This window comes from Tardiphaga sp. 768_D3_N2_1 (assembly GCF_052076105.1).
Classification (GTDB): Bacteria; Pseudomonadota; Alphaproteobacteria; order Rhizobiales; family Xanthobacteraceae; genus Tardiphaga.
In genome coordinates, this window is the sequence record NZ_CP197245.1 from 2,876,277 (window position 1) to 2,892,487 (window position 16,211).

Below are 16,211 nucleotides of genomic sequence, written 5' to 3' on the forward strand. Positions count from 1 at the left end.
CGGATCGGGCGGGATTTCACGGGGCTATCTCGCCTGCCGTGCAATCGGGAAATCGTAGGCGCGCGCGCCGGCGCCGGGCAGCGAGAAGTGCCACCATTCCTTGGAATAATTCACGAAGCCCTGCCGGCCCATCGCCGACGTCAGGAGATCCCGCCAGCGCCGCTGCGCGGATGAAATCGCGCGCGATCCGGTATGCGCCTTCGCATCGGAGCAATCGTAACCGGTGCCCATGTCGACGCTGGCCTCCGGCGCGCGCTGTGCTTCCGGCGCGATGCAGCTTGCATAGGCCTTGTGCGGATCGAATGCCGGCGACGCCGGCGCGCGCAGATCGACCAGCGTCAGATCGAGCGCCGCGCCGGTGGAGTGGCCGGAGTGTTCGGCGATATAGCCCAGCTTGAACAGATCCGCCTTGCTGAAGGATGGATTGTAACGCTTCTGCGCAGGTGTCTCGTTGCCGTCGCGCGCCCACGCCACCATGTCGCGCGACGCCCGCGCCGGGCGATAGCAATCCAGCATTTTCAGCGACAGGTTCTGCGCCATCAGTTCGCGCTGCACCTTTTGCAGGGCGAGGCCGACCGGGCGTTTCACCACGCATTCCGCGCTCTCATAGCCGCTGAGCTTGCGGCCGACGAAATTGTTGACGCCGGCATAGCGGATGTCCTGCTGGATCGAGGGATCGATATCGCGCAGGAACACGAAATCATCGGGCAAATTTTGCGCATATGCGGGCATGACGCCGAAGGCCAGAAACAGCCCCGCCGACACCGTCGCGACCACCTGGTTTAGAGCACGTCTCATGACGGGTTCCGGAGCTCCAACCAAGGCGATTCCGCGGGAATTTGGCCTCACCATCTTTACCCTGCCGCTGGACTGACCGGGGGATAACCCGAAACCGGCCGAATCGCGCTTGCCCCGCTTTTCAACTCTGCCTATAGCTTTCGTTTTAATGACCCAAGCCACGAAATCCTCTTTCGTCCTCGGACACCGGCATTTGCTGGGCATCGAGGGCCTTTCCGCCGCGGATATCACCGGCCTCCTCGACCTGTCCGAGGAATATGTCGAGCTGAACCGCCAGGTCGACAAGAAGCGCTCCTCACTGCGCGGTCGCACCCAGATCAATCTGTTTTTCGAGAATTCGACACGTACCCAGTCGTCGTTCGAACTGGCCGGCAAGCGGCTCGGCGCCGACGTCATGAACATGTCGGTGTCATCGTCCTCGATCAAAAAGGGCGAGACGCTAATCGACACCGCGATGACGCTGAACGCGATGCATCCGGACATTCTGGTGATGCGCCATCACGCGTCCGGCGCGGTCGAACTCCTGGCCCGCAAGGTCGATGGCTCCGTGATCAATGCCGGCGACGGCGCCCATGAACATCCGACGCAGGCCCTGCTCGACGCGCTGACCATCCGCCGCAACAAGGGCCGCCTCGAAGGTCTCGTGATCGCGATCTGCGGCGACGTGCTGCATTCCCGCGTCGCGCGGTCCAACATTCTCCTGCTCAACACCATGGGCGCACGCGTCCGCGTCGTCGCCCCCTCCACGCTGCTGCCGCCGGGCATCGAGCGCATGGGTGTCGAGGTCGCGCGCGACATGCGCGAAGGGCTCAACGGCGCCGACATCGTGATGATGCTGCGGCTGCAGCGCGAGCGCATGAACGGCTCCTTCGTGCCGTCGTCCGGCGAATACTTCCAGTATTTCGGCCTCGACCAGAAGAAGCTCGCTTACGCCAAGCCCGATGCGCTGGTGATGCACCCGGGTCCGATGAACCGCGGCGTCGAAATCGACTCCATCGTCGCCGACGGCGCGCAATCGCTGATCCGCGAACAGGTGGAAATGGGCGTAGCGGTCCGCATGGCCGTGCTCGAAGCGCTCGCGCGCAACCTCCCGAATGCGTAACGCCATGCTGACAGATCGCCGCCCTATCCTCCTCGCCAATGCGCACTTGATCGATCCGTCAAGCGACCTCGACGGTCCCGGGGATGTTCTGATCGCCGACGGCTTGATCCGTGATGCCCGCCGCGGCATCGGCGCGGCAGGCGTGCCCGAAGGCACCGACATCATCAATTGCGCTGGCAAGGTCGTGGCCCCCGGCCTCGTCGACATGCGCGCTTTCGTCGGCGAGCCCGGCGCCAGCCACCGCGAGACTTTCGCCTCTGCCAGCCGTGCCGCCGCAGCCGGCGGCATCACCACCATCGTCTGTCAGCCGGACACCTCGCCGACCATCGACAACTCGGCCACAGTCGACTTCGTGCTGCGGCGCGCCCGCGACACCGCCATCGTCAACATCCATCCGATGGCCGCCCTGACCAAGGGTCTCGAAGGCAAGGAAATGACCGAGCTCGGCCTCCTGAAAGCGGCCGGCGCCGTCGCCTTCACCGATGCCGACAAGAGCATCACCAACGCGCAGATCATGCGCCGCGCGCTGACCTATGCACGCGATTTCGACGCGCTGATCGTGCATTACACCGAGGATCCCGATCTCGTCGGCGAAGGCGTGATGAATGAAGGTGAGCGCGCCTCGCGGCTCGGCCTAATGGGCATTCCCAATGCTGCCGAAGCCATCATGCTGGAGCGCGACATGCGCCTCGTCGCCCTCACCGGCGGGCGTTACCATGCGGCATCGCTGACCTGCATCGAATCCATCGAGATCCTGAAGCGCGCCCGCGACGCCGGCTTGCGGGTGTCCGCCTCGGCGTCGATCAATCACCTGACGCTGAACGAGAACGATATCGGGCCCTATCGTTCCTATCTCAAATTGTCGCCGCCGCTGCGCACCGAAGAGAACCGCCGCGCGCTGGTCGCCGCCGTCGCGTCAGGATTGATCGACGTCATCATGTCCGACCACAATCCGCAGGACGTCGAGACCAAGCGACTGCCATTCGCCGAGGCTGCGCCCGGCGCCATCGGACTTGAGACCATGCTGTCGGCCGGACTGCGACTGGTCCATAGCGGCGAACTGTCCTTCACCCAGTTGATATCGGCGATGTCGACACGGCCGGCGGAACTGCTCGGCCTGCCGGGCGGCACGCTGCGCCCCGGCGCTGTCGCCGACATCATCGTCATTGACGCCGACGTGCCGTGGGTGCTGGACCCCGCGGACTTGAAGTCGCAATGCAAGAATACGCCATTCGACGAAGCCCGCTTCACGGGGCGCGTCGCACGTACTATCGTCGGCGGACGCACCGTTTACGAGCACGTCTGACGCGACAAGCGTCGTGGTGCACCGAAAGCGCGGAGCGCGTCTGCGAGCACGAAAGTGCGAACCGCGTCCTGGAATAGAGGTCCGATGATCGTTCTCTACATATTCGCTGCCGCGCTCGGTTATTTCCTCGGTTCGGTGCCCTTCGGACTGGTGCTGACCAAGCTCGCCGGCACGCAGGACATCCGCACCATCGGCTCCGGCAATATCGGCGCCACCAACGTATTGCGCACCGGCCGCAAGGGTCTTGCCGCGGCGACCCTGCTGCTCGACGCCATCAAGGGCACCGTGGCCGTGATCATCGCCGGCGGCGTCGGCGGTCCCGTCCCGGCCATGATCGCCGGTCTCTTCGCTTTCCTGGGGCACCTCTTCCCGGTCTGGCTCGGCTTCAAGGGCGGCAAGGGTGTCGCCGTCTATATCGGCATCATGCTCGGCCTGTACTGGCCTGCGGCGATCGTGTTCTGCCTTGCCTGGCTCGCCTGCGCCTTCACCTCGCGCTACTCGTCATTCTCGGCCCTGACCGCCAGCGCCATCACGCCCATTTTTCTGTGGTGGGCCAAGGCGCCGCAGCTCGCCGTGCTGGCCACCGTGCTGACGCTGCTGCTGTGGTTCATGCACCGCGAGAACATCAAGCGTTTGCTGAACGGCACCGAAGGCAAGATCGGGCAGAAGTAGCCTGTTGGCTAGAACACCCTTGCGCCCTGCCGCGCATCCAGATCGAACTCCCAGATCTCGATGCCGCGGCTGATCAGGTGGCCGTTGTTCTTGATATAGTGCGAGATCAGACTCACCTTCGAATGCGGGTGAAGATGTTTGAGCACGAACAGAATCTTCCGATAGTCGCGGGGCGCCGCACCGAACAGCAGCATGGCTTCATTCATGCCGCGGATCTTGGCGCTCGGCCGATTGCCGGACACTGACCAGGTGTAGGACTTGCATTCGACCAGGATGCGCGGGCTGGCGCTGCCAAGGTCGAAGCGCTTGTTCTTCTGCAGCCGGTGGCCGACGGGTACGACGAAATTGCGCGCAAGCTGCACGCCCTCGGAATGAAAGAAGATCTGCGCCGCCTCTTCGAACTCACGCCCAACGGCGGCGTTGCTCGATGCGCCGATCCGCTGGAAGTTGTTCACGTCCCAAAGTACTGTCATCACTGAACACAAGCCATCCGGGCTCCCCCCTACTCTCGCACCTTAAGTGCGAATGTCAATTGAATGCATCCTTAAGTTGATAGATGCTTTCCACCCGGGGGAGCATGGCTTGGACAGCATCTCACAAGGCAGCACAAAACTGACGGACGCGCAGCGGCTCGACTGGCTGCGGCTGATCCGCAGCGACAATGTGGGGCCGCGCACCTTCCGGTCGCTGACCAATCATTTCGGCAGCGCCCGCGCCGCGCTGGAGCGACTGCCCGATCTGGCGCGCCGCGGCGGTGCGACCCGCGCCGGCCGGATCTACAGCGCCGACGATGCACAGCGTGAACTCGACCTCGGGCGCAAGATGGGTGTCGCGCTTGTCGCCCCCGGTGAGCCCGGCTATCCGCCGCGATTGGCGGGGATCGACGATGCACCGCCGCTGCTCGGCATCCGCGGCAGAGTGGACGCGCTGATGCGGCCGATGATCGCCATCGTCGGCTCGCGCAATGCGTCCGGCGCAGGATTGAAATTCGCGGAGAGACTGGCGCGCGATCTTGGCGACGCCGGTTTCGTGATCGTGTCGGGCCTCGCACGCGGCATCGATCAGGCCGCGCATCGCGCCAGCCTGAATGGAGGCACCATTGCTGTGCTGGCTGGCGGTCATGACAAGATCTATCCGCCCGAACACGAGGAGCTGCTGTTCGCCCTGCTGGACAACGGCGGCGCGATTTCAGAGATGCCGGTCGGCCATGTTCCCCGCGCCCGAGATTTTCCCCGCCGCAACCGACTAATCTCGGGTGCAGCGCTCGGCGTCGTGGTGATCGAGGCTGCACATCGTTCTGGCTCGCTGATCACTGCACGGATGGCTGCCGAACAGGGGCGCGAGGTGTTTGCCGTGCCGGGTTCGCCGCTCGATCCCCGCGCCGCCGGCACCAACGACCTCATCAAGCAAGGCGCGGCGCTGGTGACCGAAGCTTCCGACGTCATCAACGCCGTCGCACCGATCATGGAGCGGCCGATTGAATTGCCGAACCGTGAGCCGGACGACATGGCATCCTACGACGAACCCGATAGCGGCGATCGCGCGCGCGTCATCGCCTTGCTTGGCCCGAGCCCCGTCGGTATCGACGATCTCATACGTCTTGCCGGCACATCCGCCTCGACCGTCCGCATCGTGCTGCTGGAGCTCGAGCTTGCCGGACGGCTGGAGCGTCATGGCGGCGGGCTGGTGTCGATGATCTGAGCTCTTTCTGGCGCGTTTTCTTCACGCGAACCGGAAGCCACTGCGCTTGAAAACGCGATGGGATCAGTCCTCTGAATTGCGCCCGTCGAAGTTTTTCCGCGCGGTGTCGATATCCGGCAGATGTTGCTGCGCCCACTCGCCGAGCTTGATGACCGGATCGCTCAGGCCTCGGCCGAGATCCGTGAGTTCATAGTCCACACGTGGGGGCACGGTCGGAAACACGGTGCGCGTCACCAGACCGTCGCGTTCGAGCCCGCGCAGCGTCAGGGTCAGCATCCGCTGCGAGATGCCTCCGATCATGCGCTTCAATTCGTTGAAGCGCCGCGGGCCGTCCCTGAGCAGCATGATGACCAGCACGCTCCATTTGTCGCCGACCCGCGCCAGCACCGACGCGACGCCGCGGCAATCGCTCTCCTGATGCGGAATCGCCGGCAAAGCAGGCACCTTTTTGTGCTCGGGTTTCAAAATTGTGCCTTCTTGTGCGGTTTCGGCCAGTCACTCATGTAGCGTCAGTTACAAACCTATACCATGAGGTGACCACATGAAACTGCTCCATATCGATTCCAGCGTTCTCGGCCCCCACTCCGTCAGCCGGCAGGTATCCGCCGCCATTACCGACCGGCTGGCCAAGGCCAATCCTGGACTTGCCGTGACCTATCGCGACGTCGCCACAGCCCCGCTCGGCCACCTGTCGGGTTCCCATCTCGCTGCCGCGCAGGGTGCCGCGCCCGACGCCGCCTTGCAGCCGGACCTCGCTGCGGGTCAGGCCGTGCTGGAGGAGTTCCTCGCCGCTGATATCGTGGTGATCGGCGCGCCGATGTACAACTTCACCATCCCGACCCAGCTCAAGGCGTGGATCGACCGTATCCTCGTGGCCGGCAAGACGTTCAAGTACAATGACAAGGGTGTTGTCGAGGGTCTCGCCGGCAACAAGCGCGTCATTGTCGCGATCTCACGCGGTGGCTTCTACGGCGCCGACACGCCGATGGCGGCCGGCGAACATCTCGAAACCTATCTGCGTTGGGTGTTCGGCTTCATCGGCGTGACCAATCTGGAATTCATCGCTGCCGACGGCATCATGGTGGGACCGGAGTTGCGCGAGAAAGCCGTTGCCGGTGCCTTGCAGGCAGCGACGGATTTGCGCGCGGCTTGAAGACAACTCGTTACTCCCCGCCACTCCGATTGGAGTGGCTGGGAAGCTCGTAGTGAGTTTCTATTGATGGAGATCCCGGGTTCATGCCGTCCGCTACGCGTTCGGCCTGCCCCGGGATGACAGCCTCGCACGTTAGCTACGATAGGCCGGTGCACCCGCCGGGGCCGATGTCACGCCGCCATCGACGAAAATCTCCGCGCCCTGGATGTTCGATGCATCATCCGATGCGAGAAACAGCACGGTTTTCGCAACTTCTTCCGGCTTGCCGAAACGGCCGAGCGGAATGGTTTGCGACAGACGCTTCTCGAATGCGTTGAAAGCTTCCGGCGTTGGCGCGACACGGTCCCAGATCGGCGTCGCGGTCGCGCCCGGCGAGACGACATTGACGCGGATATTGCGCGGCGACAGTTCGGACGCCATCACGCGGGCCATGGCGCGCACGCCCGCCTTGCTCGCGGCATAGGCGGCATAGCCGGGATTGCCGAGCACGGAGATCACCGAGCCGTTGAGAATGATTGATGCGCCGTCGTTGAGATGCGCGGCGGCTGCCTGCACGGTGAAGAACACGGCGGTGATGTTGGTCTTCAAAACGGATTCGAACACGTCGAGCGCAGTGCCGCCCACCGGTGTATGCGCGCTGATGCCTGCATTGGCGAACACGATGTCGAGCTTGCCGAATTTCTCGACAGCTTTGGCCACGGCATTCTCGGTGGCAGCGATATCGGTCGCGTCAGCCACGATACCGATCGCATTCGGGCCGAGTTCGGCAACCGCCTTGTCGAGCTTGGCCTTGTCGCGGCCGGTGATGGCGACCTTGGCGCCCTCCGCAACGAAGAGCTTTGCCGTCGTCAGTCCGATACCGCTATTGCCGCCTGTGATGAGCGCCGTCTTGTTCGCTAAACGCATGATGATCTCCTGATGGCCATATGGTTGCTTTTTGAAACCAGATTGCCATTTAGAGCGAATGGTTTCATAATGCAACCACTCGACCGATCGATCACAGGATTTCTTTTCCGCTCCAGGACAGTCACATGGCCAAACGCACCAGTCTGAAGAACTCCACCTGCCCCGTGGCCCGGTCCATGGAGGTAATCGGCGACTGCTGGACGATGATGATCATCCGTGACGCCATGCTGGGCGCCCGCCGCTTCGGCGAATTCCAGAAAAGTCTCGGACTGGCGAAAAACATTCTCGCCGCCAGGCTGAAAGCCTTGGTGGAGGACGGCATCCTGAAGCTGGAGCCGGCAGCGGATGGCAGTGCCTACCAGGACTATGTCCTGACCGCGAAAGGCCAGGCGGTCCATCCGATCATGGTGGCGCTGCGCCAATGGGGCGAGGATTATGCGTTCAAGCCCGGCGAACCGACGACCATCATGATCGATCGCAAGAACGCTAAGCAGATCAAGAAGCTGGAACTACATGCCGCTGACGGCAGGCTGCTCGGCTATGGCGACACGGCGATCGTGCCCTCAACGGCCTGACGGCTTGCGCAAGTCACGCAGCCGCAGAATCTCCTCGGTTTCCAGATGCGCCATATCGAGCAGGTAAGCGAGCATGTCGTGGCGATGCAGGCGCGCCATCCGCGACAGATCCGGACCGCACCCTTTATATAGAGAGCCGCCTCCTCCGGCCCGCCATCGCCCTGCACAGGGTCGTCCGGAATTGGCAGTGTCATGGCTATTCCCTGGCCGGGCATTCCGGACGAAATCGGTATCAACGAAGCACCAAGCCATACCCTTAAAGGTTGCATTTTACAACTCCCGGTAAATGGCTGGGACCCGGCGGCCGCGACCATCAACAACTCACGATTTGACACGGGCCCCCTTCGCACCCATGTTCGCCGCGAAACGGCAGGCGCGACTCTCGCAGACCCAAGCCGGATTCCCCCTTTAAGTTATTGGAATCACATGAATCTCGTCATTGTCGAGTCGCCTTCAAAGGCCAAGACGATCAACAAGTACCTGGGCAAGGACTATGAGGTCCTGGCGTCGTTCGGCCATGTCCGCGACCTTCCCGCCAAGAACGGATCGGTCGATCCCGACGCCAATTTCCAGATGATCTGGGAGATCGATCCGAAGGCCAACAGCCGGCTGAACGACATCGCCAAGGCGGTCAAAGGCGCCGACAAGCTCATTCTGGCGACCGACCCTGATCGCGAAGGCGAAGCGATCTCGTGGCACGTGCTCGAAGTCCTCAAGCAGAAGCGCGCGCTGAAGGATCAGAAGATCGAACGCGTGGTGTTCAACGCCATCACCAAGCAGGCCGTCTCCGAGGCGATGAAGAACCCGCGCGAGATCGATGGCGCTTTGGTCGACGCCTATATGGCGCGCCGTGCCCTCGATTATCTCGTCGGCTTCACCCTCTCCCCCGTGCTGTGGCGCAAGCTGCCCGGCGCGCGCTCCGCTGGCCGCGTACAATCCGTCGCACTCCGTCTGGTTTGCGACCGCGAGCAGGAAATCGAACAATTCGTGCCGCGCGAATACTGGTCGCTGGTGACCACGCTGGCGACGCCGCGCGGTGAAAGCTTCGACGCGCGCCTCGTCGGCGCCGACGGCAAGAAGATCCAGCGTCTCGATATCGGTACCGGTGCCGAGGCCGAAGACTTCAAGAAGGCCATCGAAGCCGCAAGTTTCACGGTCTCCACCGTCGATGCCAAGCCGGCGCGCCGCAATCCGCAGGCGCCGTTCACGACGTCGACGCTGCAGCAGGAAGCCAGCCGCAAGCTCGGCTTCGCGCCGGCGCATACGATGCGCATCGCGCAGCGCCTCTATGAAGGCATCGACATCGGCGGCGAAACCACCGGTCTCATCACCTATATGCGAACCGACGGCGTGACGATCGATCCGTCCGCCATCACCCAGGCACGCACCGTCATCGGCGAGGATTACGGCAAGGCCTATGTGCCGGACGCGCCGCGCCAGTATACGAGCAAGGCCAAGAACGCGCAGGAAGCGCATGAAGCGATCCGTCCGACCGACATGTCGCGTCGCCCGGCCAGCCTGAAGGCGCGGCTCGATAGCGATCAGTACCGTCTCTATGAACTGGTCTGGATGCGCACCGTCGCCAGCCAGATGGAATCCGCCGAGATGGAGCGCACCACCGTCGACATCGCCGCGAAAGCGGGATCGCGCGTGCTGGAATTGCGCGCCACCGGTCAGGTCGTGAAGTTCGATGGCTTCCTGGCGGTGTATCAGGAAGGCAAGGACGACGACGCCGACGATGAGGATTCACGCCGCCTGCCCGCCATGAGCGAAGGCGAAGCGCTGAAGAAAGAGAACCTCGCGGTTACCCAGCATTTCACCGAACCGCCACCGCGCTTCTCGGAAGCCTCATTGGTGAAGCGGATGGAAGAGCTCGGCATCGGCCGTCCCTCGACCTATGCGTCGATCCTGCAGGTGCTGAAGGATCGCGGCTATGTGCGGCTCGAGAAGAAGCGCCTCTATGGCGAGGACAAGGGCCGCGTCGTCGTCGCCTTCCTCGAAAACTTCTTCGCCAAATATGTGGAATATGATTTCACCGCCGCGCTGGAAGAGAACCTCGACAGGATCTCCAACAACGAGATTTCCTGGCAGCAGGTGCTGAAGGATTTCTGGAAAGACTTCATCGGAGCCGTCGACGAGATCAAGGATCTGCGTGTTGCGCAGGTGCTCGACGCCCTCGACGAGATGCTTGGCCCCCACATCTACGCCCCGCGCGAAGATGGCGGCGATCCGCGCCAGTGCCCGACCTGCGGCACCGGCAAGCTGAACCTCAAGGCCGGCAAGTTCGGCGCCTTCGTCGGCTGCTCGAACTATCCGGAATGCCGCTACACGCGTCCGCTTGCCGCCGACAGCGGTGCCAATGCCGACCGCGTGCTCGGCCCCGATCCGGTGTCGGGTCTCGAAGTCGCCGTGAAGGCCGGACGCTTCGGGCCTTACATCCAGCTCGGCGACGCTAAGGACTACGAGGAAGGCGAGAAGCCGAAGCGTGCCGGCATTCCGAAGAACACGTCGCCCAGCGATGTCGAACTCGATCTGGCGCTGAAGCTGCTGTCGCTGCCACGCGAGATCGGCAAGCATCCGGAAACCGGCGAGCCGATCACCGCGGGTCTCGGCCGTTTCGGGCCGTTCGTGAAACATGAGAAGACCTATGCCAGCCTGGAGGCCGGCGATGAGGTGTTCGACATCGGCCTCAACCGCGCAGTCACGCTGATTGCCGAGAAGATCGCCAAGGGCCCATCAGGCCGCCGCTTCGGCGCCGATCCCGGCAAGCCGCTCGGCGACCATCCGACCCTCGGCGGTGTCGCCGTGAAGGGTGGACGCTACGGCGCCTATGTCACTGCGGGCGGCGTCAATGCGACGATCCCGAGCGACAAGACGCAGGACACGATCACGCTCGAGGAAGCCATCGCGCTGATCGACGAGCGCGTGGCTAAGGGCGGCATCAAGCCGAAGCGCGGCGCCAAGAAGGCACCGGCGAAGAAGGCTGCCGCCAAGAAGGCCGACGCAGCCGAGAAGAAGCCGGCGGCCAAGAAGGCTGTTGCAAAGAAAGCGGCAGCCAAGCCGAAAGCCGAGGGCGCTGCCGCCAGCAAGGCCCGCGCACCGGTGAAGGCGAAGACATCGCCTGCCAAGAAGAAGGCCGCGAAAACGGTCGTGAAGAAGAGCGCCGGCTAGGGTCTTTGTTTTAACGCGTTTTCTTCACGCGAACCGGAATCCACTTCGCTCGAAAACGCTATAGAACGGACAATTGTGAACAAGAAACGCGACAGCAGCTTTCCAACCAGGGATGCCATCGTCGCGTTTGTTCGCGCGTATCCCGGCAAGATCGGCACCCGCGAGATCGCCCGTGAATTCGGACTGAAGAACGCTGCCCGTGTCGAGCTGAAGCGCATGTTGCGCGAACTCGCCGACGAAGGCGCCATTGCCAAAAAAGGCCGCAGCGTGCGCGAGCCCGCAGCGCTGCCCCCCACCGTGCTGGTCGACATCACCTCCAGGGATGCCGATGGTGAATTGATCGCCACGCCTGTCGAATGGGACGAGGCGGACGGTACGGCGCCGAGAATCCGCATTCACACGCCGCGCCGCCCCCTGCCCGGCACGGCCGCCGGCGTCGGTGACCGCGCATTGCTGCGCATCGAGAAGATCGAAACAGAAGGCGACAGGCAGGGCTATCAAGGCCGCGTCGTGCGCGTGCTCGAAGGCGCTCGCACGCGCCTGCTCGGCATCTATCGCGTGCTGCCGAATGGCGGCGGACGATTGATCCCGGTCGACAAGAAACAGGCCGGGCGCGAACTCAACATCGCGGCATCCGATGCCAACGGCGCCGAGGACGGCGATCTCGTCAGCGTCGATCTCATTCGCACGCGTGGCTACGGCCTCGGCTCCGGCAAGGTGAAGGAACGGTTGGGGTCGCTCTCCTCCGAGAAAGCCGTCAGCCTGATCGCGATCCACTCGCACGATATCCCGATGGCGTTCTCGCGCGATGCGCTGAAGGAGGCCGAAGCCGCGAAGCCCGCGACATTGCAGGGACGCGAAGACTGGCGCGACGTGCCGCTGGTCACCATCGACCCACCGGACGCCAAGGATCACGACGACGCCGTTTACGCGGAGCTCGATTCCGATCCGAACAATGTAGGCGGCTATATCGTTACCGTCGCCATTGCCGATGTCGCCTTCTATGTGCAGCCGGGCTCAGCGCTCGATCGCGACGCGCTGATCCGCGGCAACTCGGTCTACTTCCCCGACCGCGTCGTGCCGATGCTGCCCGAGCGCATCTCCAACGACCTGTGTTCGCTGGTGCCGGGCGAGCCGCGCGGCGCGCTTGCGGTACGAATGGTCATCGGTGTCGATGGCCGCAAGAAGTCACACAGCTTCCATCGCATCCTGATGCGTTCGGCAGCCAAGCTGAATTACGCACAGGCGCAGGCCGCCATCGACGGCCATCCCGACGATACCACCGGCCCGCTGCTCGAACCGATCCTGACCCCGCTTTACGCTGCCTATGCGCAAGTGAAGCTCGCGCGCGACGAACGCGATCCGCTCGACCTCGAGATTCCCGAGCGCAAGATCCTGCTGAAGAAGGACGGCACCGTCGATCGCGTCATCGTGCCAGAGCGGCTCGACGCCCATAAGCTCATCGAAGAGTTCATGATCCTGGCCAACGTCGCCGCAGCCGAAACGCTTGAAAAGAAGGGGCTGCCGCTTATCTACCGGGTACATGATGAGCCTTCGGTAGAGAAGGTTCACAACCTGCAGGAATTCCTCAAGACCCTCGACATGCCGTTCGCCAAGGCGGGCGCGCTGCGGCCATCGGTATTCAACCGGGTGCTGTCACAGGTCAAAGGTCAGGATTCCGAGCCGCTGGTGAATGAAGTGGTTTTGCGCTCGCAAGCCCAGGCGGAATATGCCGCCGAGAATTACGGACATTTCGGTCTGAACCTGCGGCGCTACGCGCATTTTACCTCGCCTATCAGGCGATATGCAGATCTGATCGTGCATCGCGCACTGATCCGTGCGCTCGGGCTCGGCGAAGGCGCACTCCCCGATACCGAAACCGTGGAAACGCTGAGCGAAATCTCGGCGCAGATTTCGGCCACCGAACGCCGGGCCATGAAGGCCGAGCGCGAGACGTCCGACCGGCTGATTGCGCACTTTCTGGCCGACAAGATCGGCATGAGCTTCCAGGCCCGGATTTCCGGCGTCACCAGGGCTGGACTCTTTGTCCGATTGACCGAGACCGGCGCCGATGGCCTGATCCCAATCCGCACGTTGGGCACCGAGTACTTCAACTATGACGAAGCTCGCCACGCCCTCGTCGGTACACGCAGTGGTGCCATGCACCGGTTGGGCGACGTCGTCGATGTCCGTCTGGTCGAGGCAGCCCCCGTTGCAGGTGCCTTGCGGTTCGAAATGCTCTCCGAGGGCAATACCGCCCCACGGAGCCGCCGACGCGAACATGCCCGCAGCAATGACGCTGCAGACCGGCCGCGTCATCCGGGTGCCAAGAAGTACAAGTCGTCGAAGAAGCTCAAGGCACCCAAGAAAGCCAAACCCGGTCGCAATGCCCGGCAGGCTGCCAAAGCTGACAAGGCTCGTGCCGGAGGCAAACCCGGCAAGCCGAAAAAGGGGTAACGTCATGATGACATTGACCACGCCGAAAATCTGGAGCGCGACGCTGGATTCCTCCGCCAAGCGAAATGTGTGGACCGCGATGAAGCGCGGCTTCGCCTGCCGCTGTCCGAACTGCGGCGAAGGCAAGATGTTTCGCGCCTTCCTGAAGACCGCCGATCACTGCGACAAATGCGGACAGGATTTCTCCGCGCACCGCGCCGACGATCTTCCCGCCTATCTCGTGATCGTCATCGTCGGTCATATCGTCGTGCCGATCGCATTGTGGATCGAGACCAACTATTCGCCATCGGTCGCGCTGCAACTTGCGATCTACCTGCCGATCACACTGATCGCGTCACTGTTGCTGCTGCAGCCAATCAAGGGTGCCGTGGTCGGATTGCAGTGGGCATTCCGCATGCATGGGTTTGGCGACGGCGCGGCTGACTGATACGTTCTCCGTCCCTTGAACATCGCCTAATAAGAAGAATTTCAGGAGACGGAATGAGCGACGCAGTCGAGATCGGCAAGGAAGCCGACCACCATCCCTATAAGCGTCCGCGTGACGCTGCGACCCTGATGCTGGTCGATCGCTCCGGCCCGATTCCGAAAGTGCTTGTCGGCAAGCGTCACGACAAGGTCGTGTTCATGCCCGGCAAGTTCGTCTTCCCCGGCGGCAGCGTCGATACGACCGACAACAAGATTCCGGTGGCTGCACCTTTGCCGCCGGAGCTTGAAGCCAACCTGATGAAGGGCAGCCCGAAGACGCCGCCGTCGCGTGCGCGTTCGCTCGCCGTCGCTGCGATCCGCGAAGCCTGTGAAGAAACCGGTCTCTGCCTCGGCCGCAAGGTCGACGGCGCGACCAGGAAGCTCCCCGGCGTATGGGAAGCATTCAGCGATGCAGGTCTCCTGCCCGATCCGTCCGGCCTGTTTCTGATTGCCCGCGCCATCACACCACCCGGCCGCATCAAGCGTTTCGATACGCGCTTCTTCACAGCTGATGCATCATCGATCGCGCATCGCGTCGAGGGCGTCGTGCATGCGGATGCCGAACTGGTGGAACTCGTCTGGGTCGAACTCGGCTCCGCACATCTTGCCGACGCGCACGCCATGACGAAGAATGTGCTCAATCAATTGCAGAAGCGACTCGCCACCGGCCCGTTGCGTCACGACGCACCACTGCCCTTCTTCCATTGGTACAGCGGTAAGATGCAGCTCGACATGCTGCCGGGAGATGCCTGAGAAAATCAGATAATCCGATCTCGATTTTCGGCTTATTTTAGCTGTTTCCTTAGCGCGATTAGTGGTGCAACGAAGTATTAGCGCAGTATTAGCTACCACTTTCAAGCTCACAGGAAACTCCCAGTTATGGGACAGATGAATTGGACCCCGCAGGCCGAGTCTTCGACATTCACTCGCGCGTCACTGGAATATCGTCGCAAGGCGTCGGCACTCAGCCAGCGCGCCAGCGTGGAAGGTGACGTGCGGAAGGTGCGCGCATTGCTGCAACTTGCCATCTCGTGGATTCAGGTTGCCGAAAACGAAGAACTGATGGCGAGCGAGTATCGCGCCAACGCACACATGCACAGTTTCTGACACGGGAAGACGCCGCATAGGCGGCGCCTTCCTGCTCTGCCAAGCCCATCGTCAGATCTGAGCAAGGCCACCGTCGACGAATAATTCTGCGCCGGCGACGAAGCTGGAATCGTCCGATGCCAGGAACAGAACCGCCTTCGCGACTTCGTCCGCGGTGCCGAGGCGACCGAGCGGCACCAGCGTCTTGAGGAAGCCCTTCACGTCATCATTCGCGAATACGTCCAGGCCGGGCGTCTGGATCGGTCCGGGGCTGACGACATTGACGCGGATCCGGCGTGCCTTGAGATCCGCGGTCCAGCTACGTGCAAAGGAGCGGATCGTAGCCTTGGTCGCGTTGTAGACGCTGAAGGACTCCATGCCCTTCGATCCCGACACCGAGCCGGTGAGAATCACCGAGGCGCCGTCGGAGAGCAGCGGCAGTGCCTGCTGCACGGTGAACAAAACGCCCTTCACATTGATGTCGAACATCTTGTCATAGACGTCTTCGGTGATCTGGCCGAACGCGCTCAATTCATAGCCGCCGGCATTGGCGAACAGGACGTCGATCTTGCCCTTGGCAGCCTTCACCGTATCGAACAGATGCGCGAGATCGGCGAGCTTGGCCGCGTCCGCCTGCACACCGACGGCCTTCGGACCGAGCTGCTTCACGGCCGCATCGAGCTCGGCCTGACGGCGGCCGGTGATGAACACAGTGGCGCCTTCGTCGATAAAGCGCTGTGCGGCGGCCAGACCGATGCCGGCGCTGCCACCGGTGACGACTGCTATTTTACCTTCGAGTTTGCGGGTCATGATGTTCTC

General features: G+C 62.8%; 16 protein-coding genes. 11 read left to right on the plus strand and 5 right to left on the minus strand.

What is annotated here, in order from left to right; genetic code table 11:
• Positions 1-24 precede the first annotated feature (24 nt).
• Positions 25-798: a M15 family metallopeptidase gene (locus AB8A27_RS13375; protein ID WP_441242325.1), complete on the minus strand. Its 774-nt coding sequence runs from the start codon at positions 796-798 to the stop codon at positions 25-27.
• A gap of 148 nt (positions 799-946) precedes the next feature.
• On the opposite strand from AB8A27_RS13375, the gene AB8A27_RS13380 reads away from it, so the two are divergent.
• From AB8A27_RS13380 to plsY, 3 genes are all read left to right on the plus strand, one after another.
• Positions 947-1,900, plus strand: a complete 954-nt coding sequence (locus AB8A27_RS13380) for an aspartate carbamoyltransferase catalytic subunit (protein ID WP_092144329.1) — start codon at positions 947-949, stop codon at positions 1,898-1,900.
• Between the two features lie 4 nt (positions 1,901-1,904).
• On the plus strand, positions 1,905-3,206 hold the full coding sequence (locus AB8A27_RS13385) for a dihydroorotase (RefSeq protein ID WP_441242326.1): 1,302 nt from the start codon (positions 1,905-1,907) through the stop codon (positions 3,204-3,206).
• 84 nt (positions 3,207-3,290) lie between these two features.
• The gene (gene plsY, locus AB8A27_RS13390) at positions 3,291-3,878 is read left to right on the plus strand and encodes a glycerol-3-phosphate 1-O-acyltransferase PlsY (RefSeq protein ID WP_441242327.1); all 588 of its coding nucleotides are present in this window, start codon (positions 3,291-3,293) and stop codon (positions 3,876-3,878) included.
• An 8-nt stretch (positions 3,879-3,886) separates the two neighbouring features.
• Here the strand turns inward: plsY and AB8A27_RS13395 are convergent, their stop codons facing one another.
• The gene (locus tag AB8A27_RS13395) at positions 3,887-4,351 is read right to left on the minus strand and encodes a hypothetical protein (protein ID WP_092144333.1); all 465 of its coding nucleotides are present in this window, start codon (positions 4,349-4,351) and stop codon (positions 3,887-3,889) included.
• A gap of 52 nt (positions 4,352-4,403) precedes the next feature.
• On the opposite strand from AB8A27_RS13395, the gene dprA reads away from it, so the two are divergent.
• Entirely contained in the window at positions 4,404-5,579 is a 1,176-nt protein-coding gene (dprA, locus tag AB8A27_RS13400) for a DNA-processing protein DprA (protein ID WP_441242328.1), read from the plus strand.
• 63 nt (positions 5,580-5,642) lie between these two features.
• Here dprA and AB8A27_RS13405 read toward each other — a convergent pair whose 3' ends face one another.
• A complete protein-coding gene (locus tag AB8A27_RS13405; RefSeq protein WP_231080341.1) occupies positions 5,643-6,023 on the minus strand; it encodes a winged helix-turn-helix transcriptional regulator in 381 nt (126 codons plus the stop codon).
• A 97-nt stretch (positions 6,024-6,120) separates the two neighbouring features.
• On the opposite strand from AB8A27_RS13405, the gene AB8A27_RS13410 reads away from it, so the two are divergent.
• Positions 6,121-6,732, plus strand: a complete 612-nt coding sequence (locus AB8A27_RS13410) for an FMN-dependent NADH-azoreductase (RefSeq protein ID WP_441242329.1) — start codon at positions 6,121-6,123, stop codon at positions 6,730-6,732.
• A 132-nt stretch (positions 6,733-6,864) separates the two neighbouring features.
• Here AB8A27_RS13410 and AB8A27_RS13415 read toward each other — a convergent pair whose 3' ends face one another.
• Positions 6,865-7,638 (minus strand): SDR family NAD(P)-dependent oxidoreductase, encoded by a 774-nt coding sequence (locus AB8A27_RS13415; RefSeq protein ID WP_441242330.1) that lies wholly within the window; start codon positions 7,636-7,638, stop codon positions 6,865-6,867.
• Positions 7,639-7,763: 125 nt separating this feature from the next.
• On the opposite strand from AB8A27_RS13415, the gene AB8A27_RS13420 reads away from it, so the two are divergent.
• The 6 genes from AB8A27_RS13420 to AB8A27_RS13445 all read left to right on the plus strand — a co-directional run bounded on the left by AB8A27_RS13420 (position 7,764) and on the right by AB8A27_RS13445 (position 15,413).
• On the plus strand, positions 7,764-8,213 hold the full coding sequence (locus AB8A27_RS13420) for a winged helix-turn-helix transcriptional regulator (protein ID WP_441242331.1): 450 nt from the start codon (positions 7,764-7,766) through the stop codon (positions 8,211-8,213).
• A gap of 426 nt (positions 8,214-8,639) precedes the next feature.
• Positions 8,640-11,384 (plus strand): type I DNA topoisomerase, encoded by a 2,745-nt coding sequence (gene topA, locus AB8A27_RS13425; RefSeq protein WP_441242332.1) that lies wholly within the window; start codon positions 8,640-8,642, stop codon positions 11,382-11,384.
• A 75-nt stretch (positions 11,385-11,459) separates the two neighbouring features.
• Complete coding sequence (rnr, locus tag AB8A27_RS13430; RefSeq protein ID WP_441242333.1) at positions 11,460-13,841, plus strand: ribonuclease R; 2,382 nt, start codon at positions 11,460-11,462, stop codon at positions 13,839-13,841.
• Between the two features lie 4 nt (positions 13,842-13,845).
• A complete protein-coding gene (locus AB8A27_RS13435) occupies positions 13,846-14,268 on the plus strand; it encodes a DUF983 domain-containing protein (protein ID WP_092144349.1) in 423 nt (140 codons plus the stop codon).
• Positions 14,269-14,321: 53 nt separating this feature from the next.
• Positions 14,322-15,059, plus strand: a complete 738-nt coding sequence (locus AB8A27_RS13440; protein WP_441242334.1) for an NUDIX hydrolase — start codon at positions 14,322-14,324, stop codon at positions 15,057-15,059.
• A gap of 126 nt (positions 15,060-15,185) precedes the next feature.
• A complete protein-coding gene (locus tag AB8A27_RS13445; RefSeq protein WP_441242335.1) occupies positions 15,186-15,413 on the plus strand; it encodes a hypothetical protein in 228 nt (75 codons plus the stop codon).
• A 51-nt stretch (positions 15,414-15,464) separates the two neighbouring features.
• Here AB8A27_RS13445 and AB8A27_RS13450 read toward each other — a convergent pair whose 3' ends face one another.
• Positions 15,465-16,202: an SDR family oxidoreductase gene (locus tag AB8A27_RS13450; protein ID WP_441242336.1), complete on the minus strand. Its 738-nt coding sequence runs from the start codon at positions 16,200-16,202 to the stop codon at positions 15,465-15,467.
• Positions 16,203-16,211: the final 9 nt, after the last annotated feature.

Excerpts from the sequence above, each read along its gene's own strand:
- AB8A27_RS13375 (WP_441242325.1), bottom strand. The coding sequence starts at position 798 with ATGAGACGTGCTCTAAACCAGGTGGTCGCGACGGTGTCGGCGGGGCTG.
- AB8A27_RS13380 (WP_092144329.1), top strand. The coding sequence starts at position 947 with ATGACCCAAGCCACGAAATCCTCTTTCGTCCTCGGACACCGGCATTTG.
- AB8A27_RS13385 (WP_441242326.1), top strand. The coding sequence starts at position 1,905 with ATGCTGACAGATCGCCGCCCTATCCTCCTCGCCAATGCGCACTTGATC.
- plsY (WP_441242327.1), top strand. The coding sequence starts at position 3,291 with ATGATCGTTCTCTACATATTCGCTGCCGCGCTCGGTTATTTCCTCGGT.
- AB8A27_RS13395 (WP_092144333.1), bottom strand. The coding sequence starts at position 4,351 with ATGACAGTACTTTGGGACGTGAACAACTTCCAGCGGATCGGCGCATCG.
- dprA (WP_441242328.1), top strand. The coding sequence starts at position 4,404 with ATGTCAATTGAATGCATCCTTAAGTTGATAGATGCTTTCCACCCGGGG.
- AB8A27_RS13410 (WP_441242329.1), top strand. The coding sequence starts at position 6,121 with ATGAAACTGCTCCATATCGATTCCAGCGTTCTCGGCCCCCACTCCGTC.
- AB8A27_RS13415 (WP_441242330.1), bottom strand. The coding sequence starts at position 7,638 with ATGCGTTTAGCGAACAAGACGGCGCTCATCACAGGCGGCAATAGCGGT.
- AB8A27_RS13420 (WP_441242331.1), top strand. The coding sequence starts at position 7,764 with ATGGCCAAACGCACCAGTCTGAAGAACTCCACCTGCCCCGTGGCCCGG.
- topA (WP_441242332.1), top strand. The coding sequence starts at position 8,640 with ATGAATCTCGTCATTGTCGAGTCGCCTTCAAAGGCCAAGACGATCAAC.
- AB8A27_RS13435 (WP_092144349.1), top strand. The coding sequence starts at position 13,846 with ATGATGACATTGACCACGCCGAAAATCTGGAGCGCGACGCTGGATTCC.
- AB8A27_RS13440 (WP_441242334.1), top strand. The coding sequence starts at position 14,322 with ATGAGCGACGCAGTCGAGATCGGCAAGGAAGCCGACCACCATCCCTAT.
- AB8A27_RS13445 (WP_441242335.1), top strand. The coding sequence starts at position 15,186 with ATGGGACAGATGAATTGGACCCCGCAGGCCGAGTCTTCGACATTCACT.
- AB8A27_RS13450 (WP_441242336.1), bottom strand. The coding sequence starts at position 16,202 with ATGACCCGCAAACTCGAAGGTAAAATAGCAGTCGTCACCGGTGGCAGC.